General features: G+C 72.0%; 19 protein-coding genes. 12 read left to right on the top strand and 7 right to left on the bottom strand.

Annotation, left to right across the window (positions count from 1 at the left end):
* The first annotated feature begins 172 nt into the window (after positions 1-172).
* On the top strand, positions 173-625 hold the full coding sequence (locus tag BLR33_RS23735) for a lamin tail domain-containing protein (RefSeq protein WP_093786609.1): 453 nt from the start codon (positions 173-175) through the stop codon (positions 623-625).
* Positions 626-715: 90 nt separating this feature from the next.
* On the opposite strand, the gene BLR33_RS23730 is transcribed toward BLR33_RS23735, so the two are convergent.
* The gene (locus BLR33_RS23730) at positions 716-1,573 is read right to left on the bottom strand and encodes a 3-hydroxybutyryl-CoA dehydrogenase (protein WP_093786608.1); all 858 of its coding nucleotides are present in this window, start codon (positions 1,571-1,573) and stop codon (positions 716-718) included.
* Positions 1,574-1,793: 220 nt separating this feature from the next.
* On the bottom strand, positions 1,794-3,446 hold the full coding sequence (locus BLR33_RS23725; RefSeq protein WP_176930420.1) for a CehA/McbA family metallohydrolase: 1,653 nt from the start codon (positions 3,444-3,446) through the stop codon (positions 1,794-1,796).
* A 267-nt stretch (positions 3,447-3,713) separates the two neighbouring features.
* Here BLR33_RS23725 and BLR33_RS23720 point away from each other — a divergent pair, with 267 nt between their 5' ends.
* The 5 genes from BLR33_RS23720 to BLR33_RS23700 all read left to right on the top strand — a co-directional run bounded on the left by BLR33_RS23720 (position 3,714) and on the right by BLR33_RS23700 (position 10,246).
* Entirely contained in the window at positions 3,714-5,000 is a 1,287-nt protein-coding gene (locus BLR33_RS23720; RefSeq protein ID WP_093786607.1) for a glycoside hydrolase family 10 protein, read from the top strand.
* A gap of 82 nt (positions 5,001-5,082) precedes the next feature.
* Positions 5,083-5,274, top strand: a complete 192-nt coding sequence (locus BLR33_RS23715) for a DUF1059 domain-containing protein (protein ID WP_093786606.1) — start codon at positions 5,083-5,085, stop codon at positions 5,272-5,274.
* Between the two features lie 332 nt (positions 5,275-5,606).
* On the top strand, positions 5,607-6,425 hold the full coding sequence (locus BLR33_RS23710) for an alpha/beta fold hydrolase (protein ID WP_093786605.1): 819 nt from the start codon (positions 5,607-5,609) through the stop codon (positions 6,423-6,425).
* A gap of 250 nt (positions 6,426-6,675) precedes the next feature.
* Positions 6,676-7,851: a DMT family transporter gene (locus BLR33_RS23705; protein ID WP_093786604.1), complete on the top strand. Its 1,176-nt coding sequence runs from the start codon at positions 6,676-6,678 to the stop codon at positions 7,849-7,851.
* 178 nt (positions 7,852-8,029) lie between these two features.
* The gene (locus BLR33_RS23700) at positions 8,030-10,246 is read left to right on the top strand and encodes an NADP-dependent isocitrate dehydrogenase (RefSeq protein ID WP_093786603.1); all 2,217 of its coding nucleotides are present in this window, start codon (positions 8,030-8,032) and stop codon (positions 10,244-10,246) included.
* 174 nt (positions 10,247-10,420) lie between these two features.
* Here BLR33_RS23700 and BLR33_RS23695 read toward each other — a convergent pair whose 3' ends face one another.
* The 3 genes from BLR33_RS23695 to BLR33_RS23685 all read right to left on the bottom strand — a co-directional run bounded on the left by BLR33_RS23695 (position 10,421) and on the right by BLR33_RS23685 (position 14,365).
* The gene (locus BLR33_RS23695) at positions 10,421-11,587 is read right to left on the bottom strand and encodes a methyltransferase (protein ID WP_093786602.1); all 1,167 of its coding nucleotides are present in this window, start codon (positions 11,585-11,587) and stop codon (positions 10,421-10,423) included.
* Positions 11,588-12,200: 613 nt separating this feature from the next.
* Positions 12,201-12,935, bottom strand: a complete 735-nt coding sequence (locus BLR33_RS23690) for a DUF7873 family protein (protein WP_093786601.1) — start codon at positions 12,933-12,935, stop codon at positions 12,201-12,203.
* 95 nt (positions 12,936-13,030) lie between these two features.
* Entirely contained in the window at positions 13,031-14,365 is a 1,335-nt protein-coding gene (locus tag BLR33_RS23685; protein ID WP_245771621.1) for a tetratricopeptide repeat protein, read from the bottom strand.
* A gap of 202 nt (positions 14,366-14,567) precedes the next feature.
* On the opposite strand from BLR33_RS23685, the gene BLR33_RS23680 reads away from it, so the two are divergent.
* The 4 genes from BLR33_RS23680 (at position 14,568) to BLR33_RS23665 (ending at position 17,258) form a co-directional block, all read left to right on the top strand.
* Positions 14,568-14,756: a hypothetical protein gene (locus BLR33_RS23680; protein WP_093786600.1), complete on the top strand. Its 189-nt coding sequence runs from the start codon at positions 14,568-14,570 to the stop codon at positions 14,754-14,756.
* Positions 14,756-15,727, top strand: coding sequence for an ATP-grasp ribosomal peptide maturase (gene tgmB / locus BLR33_RS23675; RefSeq protein ID WP_093786599.1), 972 nt, complete (start codon positions 14,756-14,758; stop codon positions 15,725-15,727). The genes BLR33_RS23680 and tgmB overlap by 1 nt, the downstream gene beginning before the upstream one ends.
* Positions 15,724-16,815, top strand: coding sequence for a methyltransferase domain-containing protein (locus BLR33_RS23670; RefSeq protein WP_093786598.1), 1,092 nt, complete (start codon positions 15,724-15,726; stop codon positions 16,813-16,815). The genes tgmB and BLR33_RS23670 overlap by 4 nt, the downstream gene beginning before the upstream one ends.
* Before the next feature lie 95 nt (positions 16,816-16,910).
* On the top strand, positions 16,911-17,258 hold the full coding sequence (locus BLR33_RS23665; RefSeq protein WP_093786597.1) for a hypothetical protein: 348 nt from the start codon (positions 16,911-16,913) through the stop codon (positions 17,256-17,258).
* 30 nt (positions 17,259-17,288) lie between these two features.
* Here the strand turns inward: BLR33_RS23665 and BLR33_RS23660 are convergent, their stop codons facing one another.
* Entirely contained in the window at positions 17,289-18,023 is a 735-nt protein-coding gene (locus tag BLR33_RS23660) for a LysR substrate-binding domain-containing protein (RefSeq protein ID WP_093786596.1), read from the bottom strand.
* An 89-nt stretch (positions 18,024-18,112) separates the two neighbouring features.
* Between BLR33_RS23660 and BLR33_RS23655 the strand changes: the two genes are divergently transcribed.
* Entirely contained in the window at positions 18,113-18,508 is a 396-nt protein-coding gene (locus BLR33_RS23655) for a DUF5997 family protein (protein WP_093786595.1), read from the top strand.
* A 443-nt stretch (positions 18,509-18,951) separates the two neighbouring features.
* On the opposite strand, the gene BLR33_RS23645 is transcribed toward BLR33_RS23655, so the two are convergent.
* Positions 18,952-19,398, bottom strand: a complete 447-nt coding sequence (locus BLR33_RS23645) for an SRPBCC family protein (protein WP_093786593.1) — start codon at positions 19,396-19,398, stop codon at positions 18,952-18,954.
* Positions 19,399-19,602: 204 nt separating this feature from the next.
* Here BLR33_RS23645 and argC point away from each other — a divergent pair, with 204 nt between their 5' ends.
* Positions 19,603-20,631, top strand: coding sequence for an N-acetyl-gamma-glutamyl-phosphate reductase (gene argC, locus BLR33_RS23640; protein WP_093786592.1), 1,029 nt, complete (start codon positions 19,603-19,605; stop codon positions 20,629-20,631).
* The last annotated feature ends 201 nt before the right edge of the window (positions 20,632-20,832 follow it).

Raw genomic sequence — 20,832 nt, 5'->3', positions numbered from 1 at the left:
CGCCCTGCGGGTGTCCACTGATTCTTCCGTTATGCGCCGATTCCGGATGTCCTCCGGGAGGCTGCCTTGCCCCCTCGGTGTCCGGATTCGGTAACAGCGCCCCTCAGCCGCGGGTGTGTCCCTAATGTGGACGGTCGCCAGGCAGGGGGCCTGGCTCGAATCAGGGGAAACCATGCATCTCACCCGCATCGCGGCGGTCCTCGCCGTCTCCGGCGCCGCCGCTGTCGCGCTGACCGCCGCGCCGGCCCAGGCCGCCACCGGCTCCGTGCACCTGTACAAGATCTACTACAACAGCCCGGGGTCGGACACCCGCTCCACTGCGAGCCTGAACGCCGAGTACGTCCAGATACGCAACACCACCTCGAAGGCGGTCTCGCTCAAGGGCTGGGTCCTCTCGGACGCCTCCTCCCACCGCTACACCTTCACCGCCTACACCCTGGGCGCCGGCAAGACGGTGACGGTCCACACGGGCAAGGGCACGAACACCACCGCGAACCGCTACTGGGGCAGCGGCAATTACATCTGGAACAACGACAAGGACACGGCCACGCTGAAGAAGTCGACCGGCGCCAAGGTCGACACGTGCTCCTACAACAACAAGAAGGCCAGCTCCAAGCTGTGCTGACCCCCACGCCCGAGCGCCCCGGGGCGCGCACCCGCGGCCCGGCGTGACCACGGGCGCCCCGCCGCCCCCGGCAGCGGGGCGCCCGCCCGGCTAGTACGGGTAGAAGCCCGCGCCGCTCTTGCGGCCCATGCGGCCCGCGTCCACCATGCGCTGCAGGATCGGCGGGGCCGCGTACAGGGGCTCCTTGTACTCCGCGTACATCGAGTCGGCGATGGCGGCCACCGTGTCCAGGCCGATGAGGTCGGCGAGCTTCAGCGGTCCCATGGGGTGGGCGCAGCCGAGTTCCATGCCGTTGTCGATGTCCTCGCGGGTGGCGATACCCGACTCGTACATGCGGATCGCCGAGAGCAGGTAGGGCACGAGCAGCGCGTTGACGACGAAGCCGGAGCGGTCCTGGGCCCGGATGGGGTGCTTGCCCAGGACCTCGGTGACCAGGTGCTCGGCCCGCTTGAGGGTCTCGCTGCCGGTGGTCAGCGCCGGGATGAGCTCCACCAGGCGCTGTACGGGGGCCGGGTTGAAGAAGTGGATGCCCAGCACCTGGTCCGGGCGCGAGGTGGCGACCGCGAGCCGGACCAGTGGGATGGAGGAGGTGTTGGAGGCGAGGATCGCGTCGGGCCGCTCCACCACCTGGTCCAGGGTGCGGAAGATGTCCAGCTTGACCTGCTCGTTCTCCACCACGGCCTCGATCACCAGGTCGCGGTCGGCGAACTCGCCGAGGTCGGTGGTGAAGGTGAGGCGGCCGAGGGCGGCGTCCCGCTCCTGCGCGCTGATCTTGCCGCGCTCGGCGGCCTTGTCCAGGGAGTTCGCCAGGCGGGCGCGGCCCAGCTCCAGCGCGTCGCCCGTCGTCTCGGCGACCTTGACGTCCAGCCCGGCCTTGGCGCACACCTCCGCGATGCCGGACCCCATCTGCCCGGCGCCCACCACTCCGACGCGCTGGATGTCACTCACTCGCCAGCCTCCCGACCGCGTGCCCGCTGAACCGGCCGTGTCCCGCCCGTGCGACGGACGGCGCGCCGGATTACCGGACAGACGTTACCGCCGAGCGGAGCGCGGTGGGTCGGCCGGGGCGCCGGCGGACCCGGGCCACCGGCCGGCCCCTGCGGACAGCGGCCCGGCGCCCCCGGCACGTCCGCCCGGCGTCGCGGCCCGGCGCCCGCGAGCCGTCCGCTCAGTGCGTGCTCTCCACCAGGAACACCGGGTTGGTCAGCGCCGCCATCGGGCCGAAGAGCAGCGCGTCGCCCATGGTGTTGCCCTGCCCCGCGGAGCCGTCCGCCATCGGGTGGCGCACCTCGGCCCGTACGTAGGCGGCCAGCGACGCGGTCGTCCGCCAGGTCGCCGTGCCGGTGCCGGAGGCGTCCAGCGACTCCTGGTGCATCTGCCCCTCGTCGGTGATGAAGCGGATGGTGCCGTGCGGCACGCCCTTGACGTCGAGGCGGACGTCCACCGGCGCCTCGGCCGGGACGCTCAGCGTCTCGCCGATGCCCGCCTGGCGCCCGGCGCCGGTGACGGTGAAGGCGAGGTCGACCGAGGAGGACTCGGCGATCCAGCTGTGGCCGGCCTTGACGCCCGCCAGGACCGCCTCGGTGGCGAGGTCGTCGGCGCGGACGACGTTGTGCGGCAGCCCGATGACGTTCGGGTCGCTGTGCGCGTCGCTGTTGCCCATCGCCGGCAGCCAGCGCCCGCCGGTGCGGACCGCCTCGCCGAGCTTCTGGTCCCAGGTGCTGACCGCGTGCTCGTCGTCGTACGTCCACGGGCCCGTCCACACCTCGGTGGCGTCCGCGTCGTCGAAGCCGAACTTCCACTGGCAGGCGATGTAGGCGCAGTACATGTGCGCGGGCACCACGATGCCGCCGCCGCGGTGCACCTGGCGGGCGAAGCGGGCGAAGGAGTCGTCGCGGGAGCGGTAGCGCCAGTCGATCCACTCGCCGGCCGGCAGGCCGAGCGCGAGCCAGTGGCCGTTGCGGGTGGTGACCTCCTCGCCGGTGATGATCAGCAGGTCGGGGCCCGCGTACTGGCCCCACACGCCGTGCGAGGAGCTGGTGTTGTGGTCGGTGGTGACCATGAAGTCCAGGCCGGCCGCGCGGGCGCCGGCGGCGACCTCGGAGGGCAGCCGCTTGCCGTCGGAGTGGACGGTGTGCAGGTGGCAGTCGCCGCGGTACCAGTCGCGGCCGCGGCTCTTCGCCTGCTGCGGCGGGTAGTCCGGCACGAACGCGGGGCCCTTCGGGCCGTAGGTGAGGGTGATCTGCACCTGGTACGTCAGGCCCTGGGGCGCCACCTGGTACGGGCCGAGGACGACGTTCCAGCGGCCGGCGTTCACCGGGCCGGGCAGGTAGCCGGGCGTGGCCTCGGAGTTGGAGATCTCGAAGGCGGTGCGGAAGCCGCCGGACCAGCCGCGGAAGCCGCTGCCGCCGAGCGCGGTGCCGCGCTCGTCGAAGATGCCGATGTCGCAGGAGTTGCCGGGCACGCCGGACGGCACGGTGGGCTTGTCGTAGGAGTACGAGACGGCGATCTTCTGCACGCCCCGGGGGACGTCCACGGGGAGGTGGACGAAGTCGGCGGCGCCGGTGGCGAGGGTGCCGGTGACGGTGCGGGTCACCTGGGTGCCGTCGGCGGGGGCGCCGCCGCTCTTGGTGTCGGCGTTGTCGGCGGCCTCCGCGAAGGAGACGGGCGCCAGGGTCAGCGCGACGGCGCCGCCGAGGCCCGCGGTCAGCAGCCGGCGGCGGCGCACGCCCGCGTCGGCGGACGCCGGCTCGGCGCTCTCGGGAAGGGCGCCCGGATCGAGCGGGGCGACGTGGTGCTCGCAGCGGCCTTCTGCGCACATGGCCGTCCTCCTGGTGTGTCGAGGGTGAAAGACCTCTGGACCCTGAACCGCCGCAGTGAACTCCGGATGAGCCGGGCATGGCCCGTTCGGCAACAGCGAGGGACCGGACGCCGGAGCTGTTGCACCCTTTGCTGATGCACCGTCAAGGAGCCCCAGCAGCACGGAGGTACCAGAGGAGTAGACCAATCGGGGTGCTTGCCGTCGGAGTGGCGGGCCGCCATGATGCAGCGGGTCGTCCGTAGGAAGCACGACCGCAGGGAGCCCCGTATGGAGTCGCTGTCCCGCAGGACCTTCACCCTCGCCGCCGCCGGAGCGCTCGCCTCCGCCGCTGGGACCGGCACCGCCCGCGCCCAGGCGCCCGCCCCGCTGGTCGCCGGCCCGGGCCGGCCCCGCACCCGGGACCTGCGCGGGATGTGGATCGCCACGGTCACCAACACCGACTGGCCCTCCGCCCCCGGCCTGTCCCCGGCCGAGCAGCGGGCCGAACTGACCGACCTGCTCGACCTCGCCGTCGAGCGCCGGCTGAACGCGGTGATGTTCCAGGTCCGCCCGACCGCCGACGCCTTCTGGCCCTCCCCGTACGAGCCCTGGTCGCAGTACCTGACCGGAACCCAGGGCCGTGACCCCGGCTGGGACCCGCTGGGCACCGCCGTCCGCGAGGCGCACCGCCGCGGCCTGGAACTGCACGCCTGGTTCAACCCCTACCGGGTGGCGATGACCGACGACCCCAGCACCCTCGCCCCCACCCACCCCGCGCGCCTGCACCCGGAGTGGGTGCTGCCGTACGGCGGCAAGCTCTACTACGACCCCGGGCAGCCGCAGGTGCGCTGCTTCGTCGAGGACGCGATGCTCGACGCGGTGCGCCGCTACCCGATCGACGCCGTCCACTGGGACGACTACTTCTACCCGTACCCGGTGGCCGGCCAGACCTTCGCCGACGACGCCAGCTGGGCCCGCTACGGCGCCGGCTTCCCCGACCGCGACACCTGGCGCCGCCACAACACCGACCTGCTGGTCGCCGAGATGGCCACCCGCATCAAGCGGGTCCGCCCGGGCGTCCGGTACGGCATCAGCCCCTTCGGTGTGTGGCGCAACGCGGCGAACGACCCGCTGGGCTCGGCCACCCAGGCCGGCGTGCAGACCTACGACGACCTGCACGCCGACACCCGCGGCTGGGTGAAGCGCGGCTGGCTGGACTACATCGCACCTCAGGTCTACTGGAACATCGGCTTCGCCGCGGCGGACTACGCGGTGCTGGTCCCGTGGTGGTCCGACGTCGTGGCGGGCACCCGCGCGGAGCTCTACATCGGCGAGGCCCTCTACAAGGTCGGCGCCGCAGGACAGCCGGCCCCCTGGCAGGATCCGGTGGAACTCATCCGGCACCTGGACTTCGACGCGGCCCACCCGCAGGTGCGGGGCAACATCTACTTCTCCGCCACCCAGGTCCGGGCCGACCCGCTGGGGGCGATGACCCTCGTCCAGGACCGTTACGGCCGCGACGACCGGGGGGAGCGCCCGGGAGCGCGCTGGGACGGAAGCCGGCGCCGCGGCTGAAGGAGTTGCCTGAGGGAACCCCGGCCGGCACCGCCCGCCGAGCCGGGCACCGTCCTAGGCTGGGGAAGCGAGGAGGTGCGTCATGCGCAAAGTCGCCGACTGCCGGGACTTCCCGAGCGAGATGAACTGCACCCTCACCATCTCCGGTGAAGAGGAGGAAGTGGTCCGCGCCGCCAGCGAGCACGCCGCGTCGGTGCACGGCCACGAGGACAGCCCCGAGCTGCGCGAGCAGGTCCGGCAGACCTTGAAGGACGAGGTTCCGCAGCACGCCTGATCCCCTGGGTCTGGGGCCGGCGGGTGCACCCCGCTTCCTGCTGACCTCCTGACCTGTTTCCCATTTGTCCCGAGCCCCTGCGGCGCCCCTCGCGCGGCGGGGGCGGAAGGAGCGTGCCCTTCTGCACGGGCACGGACGGCCTTCTCCCCGCGGATGCGCGCTGCTCCCCACACTGGCGGGCCGCCAGCAAGCCGCGTTGTGCTCTGCCCCCTTCCCTCGTGCTCTCCTGCGCCTTTACGCACGTCCACCCTCTTCGTGAGAGGGGACTTGCATAAGGAGTGCGAGGGCGATACCTTCATGCAAGTCAACTCGCATGAAGGAGAAACAGTCTCATGGCCAACGCTGCTACGACCCGCTCCCTCGACCTGGGCAACGGGCTCGAAATCACCATCGAGGAGCACGGCGACGCGGTCGAGTCGAAGGGCAGGGGCCTGCTGCTCCTGCACGGCGGCGGCGGTCCGCGCACGATGGCCGGCCTGGGCGCGGCGCTCTCCGAGCACGCCTACGTGGTGCGCCCGACCCACCCCGGCTTCGACGGCACCCCGCGGGTGCCGTGGCTGGACTCGGTCGCCGACCTCGCCGACGCCTACCTCGACCTGATCGAGGAACTCGGCCTGACCGAGGTGATGGTGATCGGCAACTCCGTCGGCGGCTGGATCGCCGCTGAGATGGCGCTGCGCGACATCGGCGGCCGGATCATGTCCCTCACCCTGCTCAACGCGACCGGCATCCGCCCCGACGACGCGACCCAGATCACCGACACCCGCGCGCTGTCGCCCGCCGCCTTCGGCCGGCTGGCCTTCCACAACCCGGCCCTGCGCCCCGACCCGTCCGCCCTCAGCGACCAGCAGCGTGCCGTACTGGCCGCCAACCAGCAGGTCCTCGCGTTCTACACCGGCGAGCACTTCCTGTTCGCACCCAAGCTGCGCCGCCGCCTGCACCGGGTCACCGTGCCGGTCCTGGTGGCCTGGGGCGAGGAGGACTGCGTGGTCACCCCCGAGTACGGGCGCATGTACGCGTCGGCCTTCGCCAACGGCCACTTCCGCCCCATCGCGGAGGCCGGCCACCTGCCCCAGGTGGAGCAGCTCGGCTCGGTGCTGGGCACCATCGGGACCTTCGTCGAGGAGGTCATCGAGGCCGACAGCGAGTGAGGGGTCACCGCCGCGGTCCTGCGCGCCCCGTACGCAGGACCGCGGCCCGGCCCGCGGCGCCTCGCGGGCCGGCCCGCCGCGCGCACCAGCCCATGAACGTCCCAGGAGTCCCCGGCGTGTTCCCCCCTGCCTGCCCTGCCCCCCACTCTGCCCCTCACCCAGCCCCCCACCGCGACACCACCGGTGACGCCCCGCGCGGCGGCGCCCCCGCCGTCGGCCGGGCATCGCGAGCCGGTGGTGAGCACCGCCCATGAAGTCCAGGATCGACCCCCTGTCGGTGGCCGCCATGACGGTCACGGTGGTCTCGATATCGGCCACCGCCCCCCTCACCGCCTACGCCGCCGCGCCCCCGCTGGCCCTGGCCTTCTGGCGCAACGCCCTCGGCTTCGCCACCCTCGGGCCGCTGCTGCTCCTCCTGCGCCGCCGCGAGGCCGTCCGGATCGTCCGCGGCGAGCGCCGCGCCTTGCGGCGGGCCCAGTGGCGCCCGCTGGCCTTCGGCTTCCTCGCCGCCACCTCGCTCTCCCTCCACTTCGCCACCTTCATGACCAGCACCCACCTGACCTCGGTCGCCATGTCGACCGCCCTGGTGGCCACCCAGCCGCTGTGGCAGGCCCTCATCGCGGCCGCCGGGGGAGTGCGCACTCCCCGCAAGACCTGGGCGGGGCTCGGCGTCTCGGTGGTGGGCGTGGCGGCGGCGAGCGGCGTCGACATCAGCTCCGGCGGCACCGCCCTCCTCGGTGACACGCTCGCTCTCGCGGGAGCCGTCGCGCAGGCCGGCTACACCGCGCTCAGCGCCCACGCCCGCACCTCGCTCAGCACCCCCTTGTACTCGGCCCTCAGCTCCTTCGTCTGCGCGCTGGAACTCATGGCCTTCTGCCTCGTCTCCCACACCGCGCTCACCGGCTTCGACGCCTCCACCCGGCTCTCGCTGCTCGGGCTCCTGGTGCTGCCCCAGCTCCTGGGCCTCGGCTCGCTGAACTTCGTCCTCGGCCGGGTCTCGGCGACGACCACCAGCGTCGTCCTCCTGCTGGAGACGCCCGTCGCGGCCCTGGCCGCGTGGTGGCTGATGGGCCAGCGACTCAACCCCGGCACCGTGCCCGGCCTGGTCCTCGTCATCGCCGGCGTTGTGGCCGCGATCACCAGCGGCGGCCGCGGCCGCCCGCAGGGCAGGCACCGCAAGGGCGCACCGCAACCGGTGCCCGCTTCCCGTGCCGCCGGCGGACTCCCGCAGCCCGCCCCCGCCGGCCGGCCGGTGGCCCCGAGCGCACCCGCGCACGCCTGGCAGCACGCTCCCATGGACACCTCGGAGGACGTGTCCCCCTACGACCCCTACCTCGCCTTCGACGACCAGCCGACCCTCCAGCTCAACTACCACGGCGCCGCCCCCTTCGACGCGGTCACCACCGACCGGCCTCCCACCGGATAGCCCCTGGCGGGCCACCGGCACCCGTCGCTCCCGGTCCCCACGGCTCCGCCCACGGGCCCTCGCGGGGAGGACAGGCGCACCTGCCCGTCCACAGCTCGGGGTGCCCTCGAACCCCCGTGCCCCCCGGAGGGGATATCTTGATATCAAGCAATGTTGGAGACTGGACGGAGAGCAACCGGTGGCTGACTCGACCATCATCTACACGCACACCGACGAGGCACCGGCCCTGGCGACGTACTCGTTCTTGCCTGTGATCGAGGCCTACGCCTCGACCGCCGGGGTCGGCGTCGAGAGCCGTGACATCTCGCTGGCAGGTCGGATCATCGCCGGCTTCCCGGAGTACCTGGAGGAGGGCCAGCGGATCGGCGACGCGCTGGCCGAGCTGGGCGCGCTGACGCAGGAGCCCGAGGCGAACATCATCAAGCTGCCCAACATCTCCGCCTCCGTCCCGCAGCTGAAGGCCGCCGTCGCCGAGCTGCAGGCCAAGGGCTACGCGCTGCCGGACTACCCGGACGACCCGAAGACCGACGAGGAGCGCGAGGTCCGCGCCCGCTACGACAAGGTCAAGGGCAGCGCGGTGAACCCGGTGCTGCGCGAGGGCAACTCCGACCGCCGGGCGGCCGCCGCGGTGAAGAACTACGCCAAGGCCCACCCGCACCGCATGGGCGCCTGGAGCCCGGACTCCAAGACCAACGTGGCCACCATGGGCGCCGACGACTTCCGCTCCACCGAGAAGTCCGCCGTGGTCGCCGAGGACGGCACCCTGCGCATCGAGCTGCACGGCGACGACGGCAGCACCACCGTGCTCCGCGAGGTCCCCGTGCTGGCTGGCGAGGTCGTCGACGCCTCCGTGATGCGGGTCAGCGCCCTGCGCGAGTTCCTCACCGCCCAGGTGGCCCGCGCCAAGGCCGAGGACGTGCTGTTCTCGATCCACCTGAAGGCCACCATGATGAAGGTCTCCGACCCGATCATCTTCGGCCACGTGGTCCGCGCCTTCTTCCCCGAGACGTTCGCCCGCTACGGCGCCGAGCTCGCCGCGGCCGGCCTCACCCCGAACGACGGCCTGGGCGCGATCCTCGACGGCCTGGCCGCGCTGCCCGAGGGCGACGCGATCAAGGCGTCCTTCGAGGCCGAGATCGCCGCCGGCCCGCGCCTGGCCATGGTCGACTCCGACCGCGGCATCACCAACCTGCACGTGCCCAGCGACGTCATCGTGGACGCCTCGATGCCGGCCATGATCCGCACCTCCGGCCACATGTGGGGCCCGGACGGCCAGGAGGCCGACACCCTCGCGGTGCTGCCCGACAGCAGCTACTCCGGCGTCTACCAGGTCGTCCTCGACGACTGCCGCGCGCACGGCGCCTTCGACCCGGCGACGATGGGCTCGGTGCCCAACGTCGGCCTCATGGCGCAGAAGGCCGAGGAGTACGGCAGCCACGACAAGACCTTCGAGATCCCCGTCACCGGCACCGTCCGGGTCGTGGACGGCTCGGGCACCGCGGTGCTGGAGCAGACCGTCGGCGCCGGCGACATCTTCCGCATGTGCCAGACCAAGGACCTGCCGATCCGCGACTGGGTCAAGCTCGCCGTCACCCGCGCCCGCGCCACCGGCGACCCGGCCGTCTTCTGGCTGGACGAGGACCGCGCGCACGACGCCGTCCTCATCGAGAAGGTCAAGGCGTACCTGCCCGAGCACGACACCGAGGGCCTGGAGATCAAGATCCTCTCCCCGGTGGAGGCGACCAAGCTCTCCCTGGAGCGCATCCGCCGCGGCGAGAACACCATCTCGGTCACCGGCAACGTGCTGCGCGACTACCTCACCGACCTGTTCCCGATCCTGGAGCTGGGCACCAGCGCCAAGATGCTCTCGGTGGTGCCGCTGATCAACGGCGGCGGGCTGTTCGAGACCGGCGCCGGCGGCTCCGCACCCAAGCACGTCCAGCAGCTGGTCAAGGAGAACTACCTGCGCTGGGACAGCCTCGGTGAGTTCCTGGCGCTCGCGGTCAGCTTCGAGCACCTGGCGCAGACCACGGGCAACGCGCGGGCCCAGATCCTCGCCGACACCCTGGACCGCGCGACCGGCACCTTCCTCAACGAGGACAAGTCGCCCTCCCGGCGCGTCGGCGGGATCGACAACCGCGGCAGCCACTTCTACCTCGCCCTGTACTGGGCGCAGGAGCTGGCCGCGCAGAGCCAGGACCCGCAGCTGGCCGAGGCGTTCGCGCCGCTGGCCAAGACGCTGGCCGAGCAGGAGGAGACGATCGTCGCCGAACTGCTCGCCGTGCAGGGGTCCCCGGCCGACATCGGCGGGTACTACCAGCCGGACCCGGCCAAGGCGGCGGCCGTGATGCGGCCGAGCGCCACGTTCAACCAGGCGATCGCGTCCCTGGGCTAGCGGGACCTGTGGGGCACCCCCTTTTGCGCGGGGGGGTGCCCCACTTCCCTTTGAGGGCGCCCAACTCCCTTGGCGCGGGGGACCCAGGGCTGGCGCGGGGACCCTTGGCTGGCGCCGGCGAGCCCAGGGCCCCTTTCGGTACCCTTCGTGCTCACCTCGCCTGTTGTGCTCGCTTCACCGCTTGGTGGCTTTCAGGACCACGAACTTGGGGTGGGCGGAGAGGACTTCGCAGGAGCCGAAGAGGCGGCGCAGTGCCGTGTGGTAGCCGAGGTGGCGGTTGCCGACGACGTAGAGCTCGCCGCCGGGGCGCAGGGCGGCGCGGGCGCCCTTGAACATGCGGTGGGCCGTCGCGTCGGTGGTGGCGCGGTGGGAGTGGAAGGGCGGGTTGTTCAGGACGAGGTCGACGCTGCCCGGCGGTACGGCGGTGAGCGCGTCGGCGACGGTGAAGCGCGCCTTCGTACCCGGCTCGGCGTTGGCCCGGAACGTCTCCTCGGCCGAGGCCACCGCCTGGTAGGACTCGTCGGTGAAGAGCACCTCGGCCGCGGGGTTGGCGAGTGCGGCCGCGGTGCCGAGGACGCCGTTGCCGCAGCCGAGGTCCACGACCTGCTCGGGGCCGCCGCGGGAGGGCAGGTGCGCGAGGAGCAGCCGGGTGCCGGGGTCGAGCCGGTCGGCGCAGAAGACGCCCGCGTGGTTGGTGACTCGGCGGCCAGCCATGGGGCCGATGCCGGCGGGGAGGTCGTAGCGCAGCGGCCAGGGGTTGGCGGGGCGGGTGAGCTGCGGGTCCGGGGCGGCGAAGATCAGGCGGGCCTTGCGGCGGGCGAGCGAGGTGGTCGTCGGTCCGATGATCTGCTCGAAGAGGGCGAGCGTGGAGGTGTGGATCTCGGCGGTCATGCCGGTGCCGACGACGGTGGAGCCCGCGTGCAGCGCGGGGGCGAGCCGGTGCAGCTGGTCCTCCAGCAGGGCCAGGCTCTTGGGTACGCGGACGACGGCGATGTCGATCCGGGTGGGCAGCTCGTCGCGGGTGGTGGTCAGGTGGGCCCGCAGGGGCGTGGCCGGGTCGGGGGCGTTGCGCCGCAGGTTCGCCTCGGCGGCGCGCAGGGCGAGGTAGGAGTCGGTGACCAGGGTGGGGGCCGTCGGCAGGTGCGCGGCCAGGGCCGTGGTCAGGGCGCCCCAGCGGTCGCCGATCACCACGAGGGTGCCGGTCGCACCGCTCACCGCGTTCTCGGCGAGGTGGTCCAGGACGTACGCGTCGGCGGCGTCGTAGGCGCGCAGCTGCTCCCGCGGCTCGTCGGGGAAGCGGGTCAGGTCGAGATCGCCCCACGGCGAGGTGAATCGGTCCATCGTGCGGTCAAGGGTATGGCCTGGGCGGGGCGACGCGGAAAGCGGCGTTCGCCGTACGCGGTGGGCCGTATCCGGTGGGTGGTACGTGGTGGGACTTCGCGGTGGGCCGTATCGGGTGGGCCGTATGTGGTGGGCCTTCGTAGTGAGCCGCAGCCGGTGTGATCGTAGGAAAGTCGTACGAAAGCCGTACGGGAGACCCTCTCGGGCAAGGAGCGGGACCCGGGGACATGTCCAGGCCCCGGGCCCCTGAGGGGCCGCCCCATCGTCACGCCGGCACACTTGAGGCCACAGGTCAGCGTGATGTCGTCGTGTTCTGCCGTTGAACTACCGGGGCAGGTGGAGCCCCGGGCGGGATTTGAACCCGCACCTGACGACCCAGCCCGTGGCCGGTCGATCCGGCGATCGGCGGCAGGTGCTGAATCTGGAGCGAGAGTCTGAGGTTCACCGCGGTCTGCCTCTGCCAGGATTGGGCCACCCCGGCGTGGTGTGCCGGGGGAGGGATTCGAACCCTCACTGGGAACCGCGTTTCGTCACGACAAGGCTCAGCTTCAGCTTTGCGCTCCTCGCGCACCCCGCGCGCCGCAGCGGCGCGCGGGGAGTCCGGTCAGGGGCCTCACGCCCCCAGGAGGTAGCCGAACACGGCGTCGCCGATCCGCTGGTCGGTGACCTCGGCGCCGTTGGCCTCCTCGCGGGCGAACTTCACCGCCTGCTGCAGCTTCTCCACCCGCTCGGCCAGCTCGTTGATCCGCTGGGCCGGCAGCGCGCCGGAGAACTTCACGGTGGTCCAGTAGCCCACGGCGATGTCCTCGTAGTACACCTCGACCTGCGCCGGGTGCTTCTCGGTGGCCTCGGCCTTCACGTGGTTGCGCGGCACCTTCTTGGTGCGGATGGTGCGCACCGGCTCGGTCTTCCAGGCGTCACTGGAAGGGTCGGGCGTCCACGCCTCGGCGGCGTCCAGCACGGGCAGCTTGCGGACGAAGGTGTGCAGGTCGGTGAGCTGCTTCTCCAGGAAGAGCAGGTACGAGACGGGTACGTCGCGCAGCAGGGCGCGACCGTCGACGGTGACGTCGGCGCGGGCCTCGCAGTTCGCCCAGTCCTTGGTGGCGGTGACGTCGAAGAGGCGGGTGAGGGTGGCGGCCGTCGCCTTGAGCACCTGCTCGGCCTTCAGCTGCACCCGGGTGGACTCGGGCGGCAGTTGCTCGCCCTCCTCGTCCTTGGGCTGGTACGTCCGCGCGATCCCCGACAGCAGCGCGGGCTTCTGCAGGTCGTGATGAGCAGCCGTCAGCTCCTGCTGCGCCTTCGACTTGACGCCCTTCTCCACTGCGATGATCTGATTGAGTTTCGCCACGCGCCGAACGTACCAACACCGACTCCCGCCCCGCGAACAGGTTTTCCCCGGCCCCCAGCCGCCCCTCATCCGGGCGCCCGCCCTCCGGCACCCACTCAGGCCCCGACGCGTACCCCCGCCGCTTGGGCCCGCCGGAAGAGCGCCTGCACCTGCCTGTTCTTTGCATGCGGAGAGAGCCGAGAGACCATGATGCTCATCTTCTCGTCGCACCTCCCCGACTGGACCAGCGGATAGTCATTGAGGGCGGCGTTCCAGGACTCACACGCGGCTTCGAGTTGTCCGACATCGAGCTGTCGTTCGGCCGTCAGGCTCAAGTGACGGACCCGGGTCCTTCTGTAGTGGGGGAACGCGATCTTTGTCGACTCCCGCATCGCCTGCACAGCACCGGCCTTGTCGTTGAGTTCGTGCCGGACCTGTGAGAGGTGGTACATCAAGGCGGCCGGGTCGTAGGAACCGAAGGCTTTGGACTGCGATTCCGCTACGTCCATGGCCCTCTCCGCCTGGCTCATGAAGCGGATCGCCGCCGCGGAGTTTCCCAACTGGGCTGCCGAATGAGCCTGCTGTCCGGCAAGGAACGCCCGCATCCGCGGACCTGCCTGGGGCGAGGCTGCCGCAGCAGCGTCGGCCAGCCGCATGGCTTGCCGTCCATGCCCGAGGTCGACGGCCTGCACGGACATTCCGCGTAGGGTCGTGCAGTAAGTGAGGTGATCGTCTGCTGCCCCGGCCAACTCCAGGGCCTTGAGGTAGTAGCGCTGCGCGAGCCCGTGAAGTCCCTCGTCCACCGCCATGTAACCGGTGAGGTAGCAGAGGTCCGCCGCCGCTGACATCATCGCCTTGCGGACATGGCTGGGCGCTTCGGCTCTCAAGTAACCCGCCACGGTGTTCACAAGGAACGCGGCAGCCATCGGACGGGCGTGCCGACCGCCGAACTGATCGTCCAGGTCGCTCACTCGCTCGGTCATCGCCTGTACCATCTGCACTTCGCCCATGCCGATGTGCGTGACCACTCCTGCCGAGAACGCCTCGGCGCGGCCGACGACGTCCGGCCAGTCCGGGATGGTGATGGCGACGGAGAAGAGCGCAGCGCCCAGAACGCTCCTACGAGACGGATCCATGTCCTGCCTCCCCAGGTCGATCAGCCCTTCTACCGTACCCAGGGCAGCACCGTGGCCGACGGGGGCCGGGAAGCCCGCCTCTTCGTAGGTGACCGGCCGGAAAAGTCGCCGTGACATCGCCTCGACGATGGCGGCTCGCGCTTCCTTGCGCGGCACCGTGCCCTTCAGCCAGTGGTGCACCGCGGACTCGTCGTAGCTGGTGGGATGGCCCACCTCGGTCCCGATCCGGTTCACGGCCATGACGAAACTCGCGTACGTCCAGCCGGATTCGCGCAGTAAGGCTTCCATGCAGACATTCGGCGTCTTCGGGGCCACATCAACTCCCGAGAACTTTCAAGTGATTCAAGTTCTGCCGTGGCTCACACCGTACCGCTTTGCGTGTTCGTGCGGTTGCGTAGTGCGTGCAGATCCCCGAGAGACGGTGACGTGCCCATTCACCGCAAACTCGGTCTCGAAGCAGCGCCACATCCGATGGGAGAAACGATGGCGACAGCAACAATTCCGCTGGGGGCTCGTCATGCTGCGGCCCCCGCCCCTGGTCACGACGAGCGTCGAGGGTGTCACCTGGGACGAGGGCCGGCAGCTCAACGTCAAGCCGGACGGCACGCCCTGGCACACCGAGCCGCAGGCCGCTTCCTGCACGGACACCAACCAGGACGGCAAGGGTGACGACGTGAACGACCCCTACTACGCACCGGCCTCCTGATGACCGCGGACCGTCCGGTACTCGTCGTCGCCGAACAGCTCGACGCCGCCGCGGACATGGTGGTGGATCGGCTGAACCGGCGAGGGGTGCCGGTTCTTCGCTACGACTCCGCGGACTTCCCGCAGAACCTGACCCTGGCCGCGACACATGCCGCGGGCGGCGCCGGGTGGCGGGGAGTCCTGGACCACGGGAGCCGGTCGGTCCACTTGGAGGACGTCCGGGCCGTCTACTACCGGCGGCCCGGACGACCTGTCATCGCCGGGGCAGTTCCGGAACCGTACGCCGCCTGGGCGCGGGACCAGGCGGACGCGGCACTCCTGAACGTGGTCGCGGCTCTCCCAGTGCGCTGGATCAACAACCCCCACGACGACCGGGCGGCATCGCACAAGCCGCAGCAGCTCGTCTGCGCGGCCGCGTGCGGTCTCCGTGTTCCGCGGAGCATCATCACCAACGACCCTGACGCTGCCCGCGCTTTCGGAGAGGAGGTGAAGGGCCCGCTGATCTGCAAGCCGGTCCTCGGTGGGCGGCTGGACAGCGGTCGGGGACGCCCGCTGATGATCGCCACGCACCCGCTCGACCCCGACGACATCGACGATTCGATCCGGCTGACGGCCCACTACATCCAAGAAGCCGTGCCCAAGAGCCATGAGGTGCGCCTCACCGTCGTGGACGACCGGTTGTTCGCCTGCTCCATCACGGCGACGACGCAAGCCGCCCTGACCGACTGGCGCACGGACCCCGGGGGGCTGACCTTCGGCACCACGCCCGTCCCCGAATCTGTCGCCGCCGGAGTGCGACGCTACCTGGCCTCCTACGGCCTCGTCTTCGGCGCTTTCGATTTCGCGGTCACCCCGCAAGGCGATTGGGTGTTCTTCGAATGCAACCCGGCCGGGACCTGGGCGTGGGTGGAGAGCCACACCGGTCTGCCCATCGCTGCCGCCCACGCCGACTACCTGCAAGGAGCGCAATGACCGACAAGACGGCCGCCGAGCTGCGTGCCGCGTTCGCCGCCGGTATCGGCGGCGGGCACCCGAGCCCCTGGCGGGAGGCGTTCCGCGCGATTCCCCGCGAGGCGTTCGTCCCCGTCTTCCACCGTCAGGACCAGGCCGGGCAGTGGGCGCCCGTCACGGCGTCGGACCCCGGCTACCTCGAGGCGGTCTACTCCGACACCGCGCTCATGACCCAACTCGACGCCAACGGCATCCCCACCTCGTCATCGAGCGAGCCCGGCCTGATGCTGGACATGCTCGACGCCCTCGACGCCCACCCCGGGGACACCGTCTTCGAACTCGGCACCGGCACCGGTTACAACGCGGCACTGCTCTGCCACCGGCTCCGCGCGGATCACGTCACGAGCGTGGACGTCGATCCGGACCTCGTCGCGCTCGCCGCCCGACGACTCGGCGACCTCGGGCTCACGCCGTTCGTCACCGCGGGGGACGGGGCACTGGGCTATTCGGCTCGGGCGCCCTACTCCCGCATCATCGCCACCGCCGCACTGCGCTGCATCCCTCCCGCGCTGATGGAACAGGCGGCTCCGGGCGCGGTCATCGTCGCCCCGATCGGCCACGGGGTCATCCGCGCGGTCGTCACCGAGCCCGGGCACGCCGAGGGTCGCTTCCTTTCCCGGCCCGCTCTGTTCATGCCCAGGCGCAGCGACGGCAGGGGGCCCGACTTCGACATCCTGCGGAACCAGGCCCCGCAGGCCACCGGCCTGCCCGTCGCCGATGCGCTGAGCCGTTGGAAGTTCCCCTTGTCGCTGGCGCTGCCCGGCTACAGCTCCTGCACCTGGCGCGACGACGACGGCACGCTGACCGCGGTGGGTCTGTGGACCGAGGACGGCTCCACCGCGACCGCGAGCGTCAACGGCCACGTCCGCCAGACCGGCCCCCGCAAGCTGTGGGACACCGTGGAAGAACTGGCCGCACTCTTCCCCCAAGGTCCCCCCGCTCGCGAGGACTTCGGCATCACCATCACCTCTGCCGGCCAACGCATCTGGCACGGCCACCCCGCCGGCCCCACCTGGACCCTCCCCACGGCATCCGAAGTACAGCGCTGATCGGGCGGTCGTCCCTGGGGCCGGTGCCCCTTGGCCGAGCCTTGGGCACAGGTGGGCGGGCGCTTGATGTCGGTGCCAGGTGGGACAGTTCCGGGATGAGCGAATCGGGTGGGGAAACGGTGGGTGGCGGTGGCGAGCATGCTGTCATCGCGCGGTATCGGCTGGCGCAGGAAGGCTTCGGCGAGCCGGGTGACCGGGCGGCTGTTCGTGAGGTCGCGCGTGTGGTGGCCGACGCCGTCGGACGCGCTGGTGCCGGGGAGTTCGACGGGAACGAGTTCGGGGGTGGCGAGGCCGTCCTCTACGCCTATGGGCCCGACGCCGACGCGCTCTTCGCCGTCATGGAAGCCGCGTTGCGCGGGCTGCCCTTCCGCCCGGCGCACGTGATCCTGCGCTACGGGTCCGCGGCCGATCCCACTGCCGCCCAGGTGCGCCTGGACCTGTGAGCAGAGCGCGACCCCGCAAGCCGCCCCGGGTCAGGAGCGGCGGCGGGGCTTGCGGCGCGCGGGCTTCGCGGTGACGCGGGCGGCGCCTGGGGTGCGCTCCGGCTTGGGGGCCTGCTTGGGCTTGGGCTTCTGCTGGGGCTGCTGGGGCTGCTGGGGCGGGCGGCCGCGGGTGCTGTTCACCGTGCGGCCGCGGACGATGCCGATGAACTGCTCGACCAGATCGGTGTGGCGGTCCTCCGGCCAGGACAGGGCCACCGACGAGGAGGGGGCCTCGGTCAGGGGGCGGTAGGCGACGTCCCTTCGGTGGTGCAGGCGCGCCAGCGACTGGGGGACCACGAGCAGCCCGATCCCCGCCGCCACCAGTTCGATCGCGTCCCCCGTCGTCGCGGGACGCTCCAGCGCGGGCAGGCCGGGCGGCCGGTCCCAGGGGAGTACGTCGTCCAGGGGGTGCAGCAGCACCTCGTCGGCGAGGTCCGCCGGGGACGCCTCCTCGACAGCGGTCACCACGTGGTCCTTCGGGACGACGACCACGGTCGTCTCTGTGTAGAGGGGGATCGCGCTCAGCACCGTACGGTCCACCGGGAGCCGTACGAGGCCGGCGTCCGCCTCTCCCGCGAGCAGCAGCCCCGGTGCTTCGGCCGCCGGGACGGGCACCAGCTCCAGCGGGACATCGGGCAGCCGTTCCTGCCAGATCCGCACCCACTTCGCGGGCGTCGCCCCGGGCACGTACGCGAGCCGGAACATCGGCGCCTGCTGGTCGGTCACCCGGCCAAGGCTACCGGGCCCGGGGCCGGGCGCCGTCCGTGCCGTCCGTGCTGTCCGTGGGCGCCTCCCGCGGTCGTTAAGGTTGGGGCATGACCTCGCAGCAGAACTCCCAGACGATGAAGCCGGCCACCGCGGCCAAGAAACTGGGGGTGTACCTTCCGGCGACGCCCGACGAGTTCCGGGAGGGCGTGGTCTCGCGCAGCGAGCTGAACGCGCTGCAGGCCGACCCGCCCGAGTGGCTGCGCGAGCTGCGGCGCAACGGGCCGCACCCGCGGCCGGTCGTGGCCGCGAAGCTCGGCGTCTCCATCGCGGGGCTGGCCCGCGGCGGCGTGACCGAGGCGCTGACCACGGCCGAGATCGAGGCGATCAAGGCGGAGCAGCCGGAATGGCTGGAGCGCGAGCGCGCCACCCAGGCGGAGGTCCGCAAGGAGGCGGCCCGCATCAAGGAGAAGCACGCCGCCGAAGCCGCCCGCCGCTCGGCCTGACCACAGCGGCCGGGAGCTGTCCGGGGCCAGGGCGCCGCTCTCGCGCAGTCCCGCGCCTTCGGTCCGACTGCCCGCTCGGGTCCGTACGAGCCGGCGTGCCGCCCGTACGTGAGGTGACCGCTCGCACCGGGGGTCGGCCCGCCCTTCTTGCTCAAGGGCGCCGCTCTCGCGCAGTCCCGCGCCTTCGGTCCGACCGGCCGCTCGGGTCCGTACGGGCTGGCGTGCCGCCCCACGCAAGGTGACCGCTCACGCCGAAGAAAGGGCCCGCCCCTCTCGCCCGAGCGAACCGTTCATGCCCGCGCGGCTGCCGCCCTCCCGCTCAAACCCACCCTTCTCACCCGCGCGCACCGCTCCCGCGCACACGGCCGCCACCCCCCTCGCCCACATCCACCCCTCCTGCTCAAGCGGCCCCCCCAACCCCCCGCTCACGGCGCCCGAAGCGCCTAACTCGCCTCCACCGCCTTCTTGATCCGCTCCGCGAAAGCCGCGGCGTCCTTGCGCGCCGCGCTCAAGGCGACCGGCGCCAGCAGCTTGCCCACCCCGTGGCCCTCCAGCGTGTTGAAGACGCGCAGGCGGGTGCGGCCGTCGGGGAGCGGCTCCAGGTCGTAGCCCCCCTCGGGGGCCGTCACGAGGTTCCTCGACAGCTCGGTCCAGCGGATGGTGGTCGGCGCGTCCAGGGCGCTGATCCGGAATTCGCGCCGGGACTTCATCCCCGCGTCCTTGACGGTGCTGGCGAAGACCGTGCCCACCTCCGTGGAGCCCGCCGGGCGCTTCACGATCTCCTGCACCCGCGGGCTGAACTCGGGATCGTGGGTGCCGTCGGCGAGATAGGCGAACACCTCCTCGACGGGGCGGTCGATCTCCGTCGTCCCCTCGAACCGGCCGGACATGGCTACCTCCTGGTTTCTCAGAGAATCGGGCAGGCGCCGGGTCGGCGCCGGGCTGAATCCGGGCACGCCTCGGACACGGCAGCCCGGGGCCCCCGAGAAGCCCTCACCCCCTCCTTGCCCGGTCGCCACCCGGCTTATCCCCTTCCGGTGATTGCATAAAGCTGCGTAGACTCGTATAGTCATGCCGTCTACGAGGAGGATTCCATGGCAGTGCGGGTGGCGGTCGCCGGAGCCAGTGGGTACGCCGGGGGTGAGGTGCTGCGGCTGCTCGCCGGACACCCCGAGGTCGAGATCGGCGCGGTGACCGCGAACAGCAACGCCGGGCAACTGCTCGGCGCGCTCCAGCCGCACCTGCTGCCGCTGGCCGGCCGCGTGCTCCAGGAGACCACGGCCGAGGTGCTCGCCGGGCACGACGTCGTCTTCCTCGCACTGCCGCACGGGCAGTCCGCCGCGGTCGCCGAGCAGCTGGGCGGCGACGTGCTCGTGGTGGACATGGGCGCCGACTTCCGGCTGCGCGACGCCGCCGACTGGGAGCGCTTCTACGGCTCGCCGCACGCCGGCACGTGGCCGTACGGCCTGCCCGAGCTGCCCGGCGCCCGCGCCGCGCTGGCGGGGACCAAGCGGATCGCCGTCCCGGGCTGCTACCCCACGGCCGTCTCGCTCGCCCTCGCCCCGGCCTACGCCGGCGCCCTCGCCGAGCCCGACGCCGTGATCGTCGCCGCCTCGGGCACCTCCGGCGCGGGCAAGGCGCCCAAGCCGCACCTGCTCGGCTCGGAGGTGATGGGCTCCATGACGCCCTACGGCGTCGGCGGCGGCCACCGGCACACCCCCGAGATCGTGCAGAATCTCAGCGAGGTCGCGGGCGAGAAGGTCACCGTCTCCTTCACCCCCACCCTGGCCCCCATGCCGCGCGGCATCCTCGCCACGTGCAGCGCCAAGGCCCGGCCCGGCGTCGGCGCCGCCGAGGTGCGCGCCGCCTACGAGAAGGCGTACGCCGACGAGCCCTTCGTCCACCTGCTGCCCGAGGGCCAGTGGCCGGCCACCGCCTCGGTCTACGGCTCCAACGCCGTGCACCTCCAGGTCGCCTACGACGAGGCCGCCGGCCGGGTGATCGCGATCGGCGCCATCGACAACCTCGCCAAGGGCACCGCCGGCGGCGCCCTGCAGAGCATGAACATCGCTCTCGGCCTGCCCGAGACGACGGGCCTGTCCGCGATCGGCGTGGCGCCGTGACGGCCCGCGGCGGGCTCAGGGCGGCAGGTGCCGCGGCAAGGGCCGCGGGGCTGGCTGCGAGGAGGTCGGCATACACCGCGGTGATCGCGGGCAGGGGCCGCGGCGGTGCGCGGGACCGGCGGACGCAGCAGAGCCGGCCGGCGCCGCACGCGCAGCACACCCAGCACGCAGAGCACGCACAGGGCGTCCCGGGCGCACGGG

The organism is Actinacidiphila guanduensis (genome assembly GCF_900103985.1).
In the GTDB taxonomy this organism is placed as follows: Bacteria; Actinomycetota; Actinomycetes; order Streptomycetales; family Streptomycetaceae; genus Actinacidiphila; species Actinacidiphila guanduensis.
Note: the sequence above shows the minus strand (reverse complement) of the source record. Positions and strands in the feature narration are given on the sequence as shown.

Coding starts and splice junctions, on each gene's coding strand:
- BLR33_RS23735 (WP_093786609.1), top strand. CDS start 173: ATGCATCTCACCCGCATCGCGGCGGTCCTCGCCGTCTCCGGCGCCGCC.
- BLR33_RS23725 (WP_176930420.1), bottom strand. CDS start 3,446: ATGTGCGCAGAAGGCCGCTGCGAGCACCACGTCGCCCCGCTCGATCCG.
- BLR33_RS23720 (WP_093786607.1), top strand. CDS start 3,714: ATGGAGTCGCTGTCCCGCAGGACCTTCACCCTCGCCGCCGCCGGAGCG.
- BLR33_RS23715 (WP_093786606.1), top strand. CDS start 5,083: ATGCGCAAAGTCGCCGACTGCCGGGACTTCCCGAGCGAGATGAACTGC.
- BLR33_RS23710 (WP_093786605.1), top strand. CDS start 5,607: ATGGCCAACGCTGCTACGACCCGCTCCCTCGACCTGGGCAACGGGCTC.
- BLR33_RS23705 (WP_093786604.1), top strand. CDS start 6,676: ATGAAGTCCAGGATCGACCCCCTGTCGGTGGCCGCCATGACGGTCACG.
- BLR33_RS23695 (WP_093786602.1), bottom strand. CDS start 11,587: ATGGACCGATTCACCTCGCCGTGGGGCGATCTCGACCTGACCCGCTTC.
- BLR33_RS23680 (WP_093786600.1), top strand. CDS start 14,568: ATGCTGCGGCCCCCGCCCCTGGTCACGACGAGCGTCGAGGGTGTCACC.
- tgmB (WP_093786599.1), top strand. CDS start 14,756: ATGACCGCGGACCGTCCGGTACTCGTCGTCGCCGAACAGCTCGACGCC.
- BLR33_RS23670 (WP_093786598.1), top strand. CDS start 15,724: ATGACCGACAAGACGGCCGCCGAGCTGCGTGCCGCGTTCGCCGCCGGT.
- BLR33_RS23665 (WP_093786597.1), top strand. CDS start 16,911: ATGAGCGAATCGGGTGGGGAAACGGTGGGTGGCGGTGGCGAGCATGCT.
- BLR33_RS23655 (WP_093786595.1), top strand. CDS start 18,113: ATGACCTCGCAGCAGAACTCCCAGACGATGAAGCCGGCCACCGCGGCC.
- BLR33_RS23645 (WP_093786593.1), bottom strand. CDS start 19,398: ATGTCCGGCCGGTTCGAGGGGACGACGGAGATCGACCGCCCCGTCGAG.
- argC (WP_093786592.1), top strand. CDS start 19,603: ATGGCAGTGCGGGTGGCGGTCGCCGGAGCCAGTGGGTACGCCGGGGGT.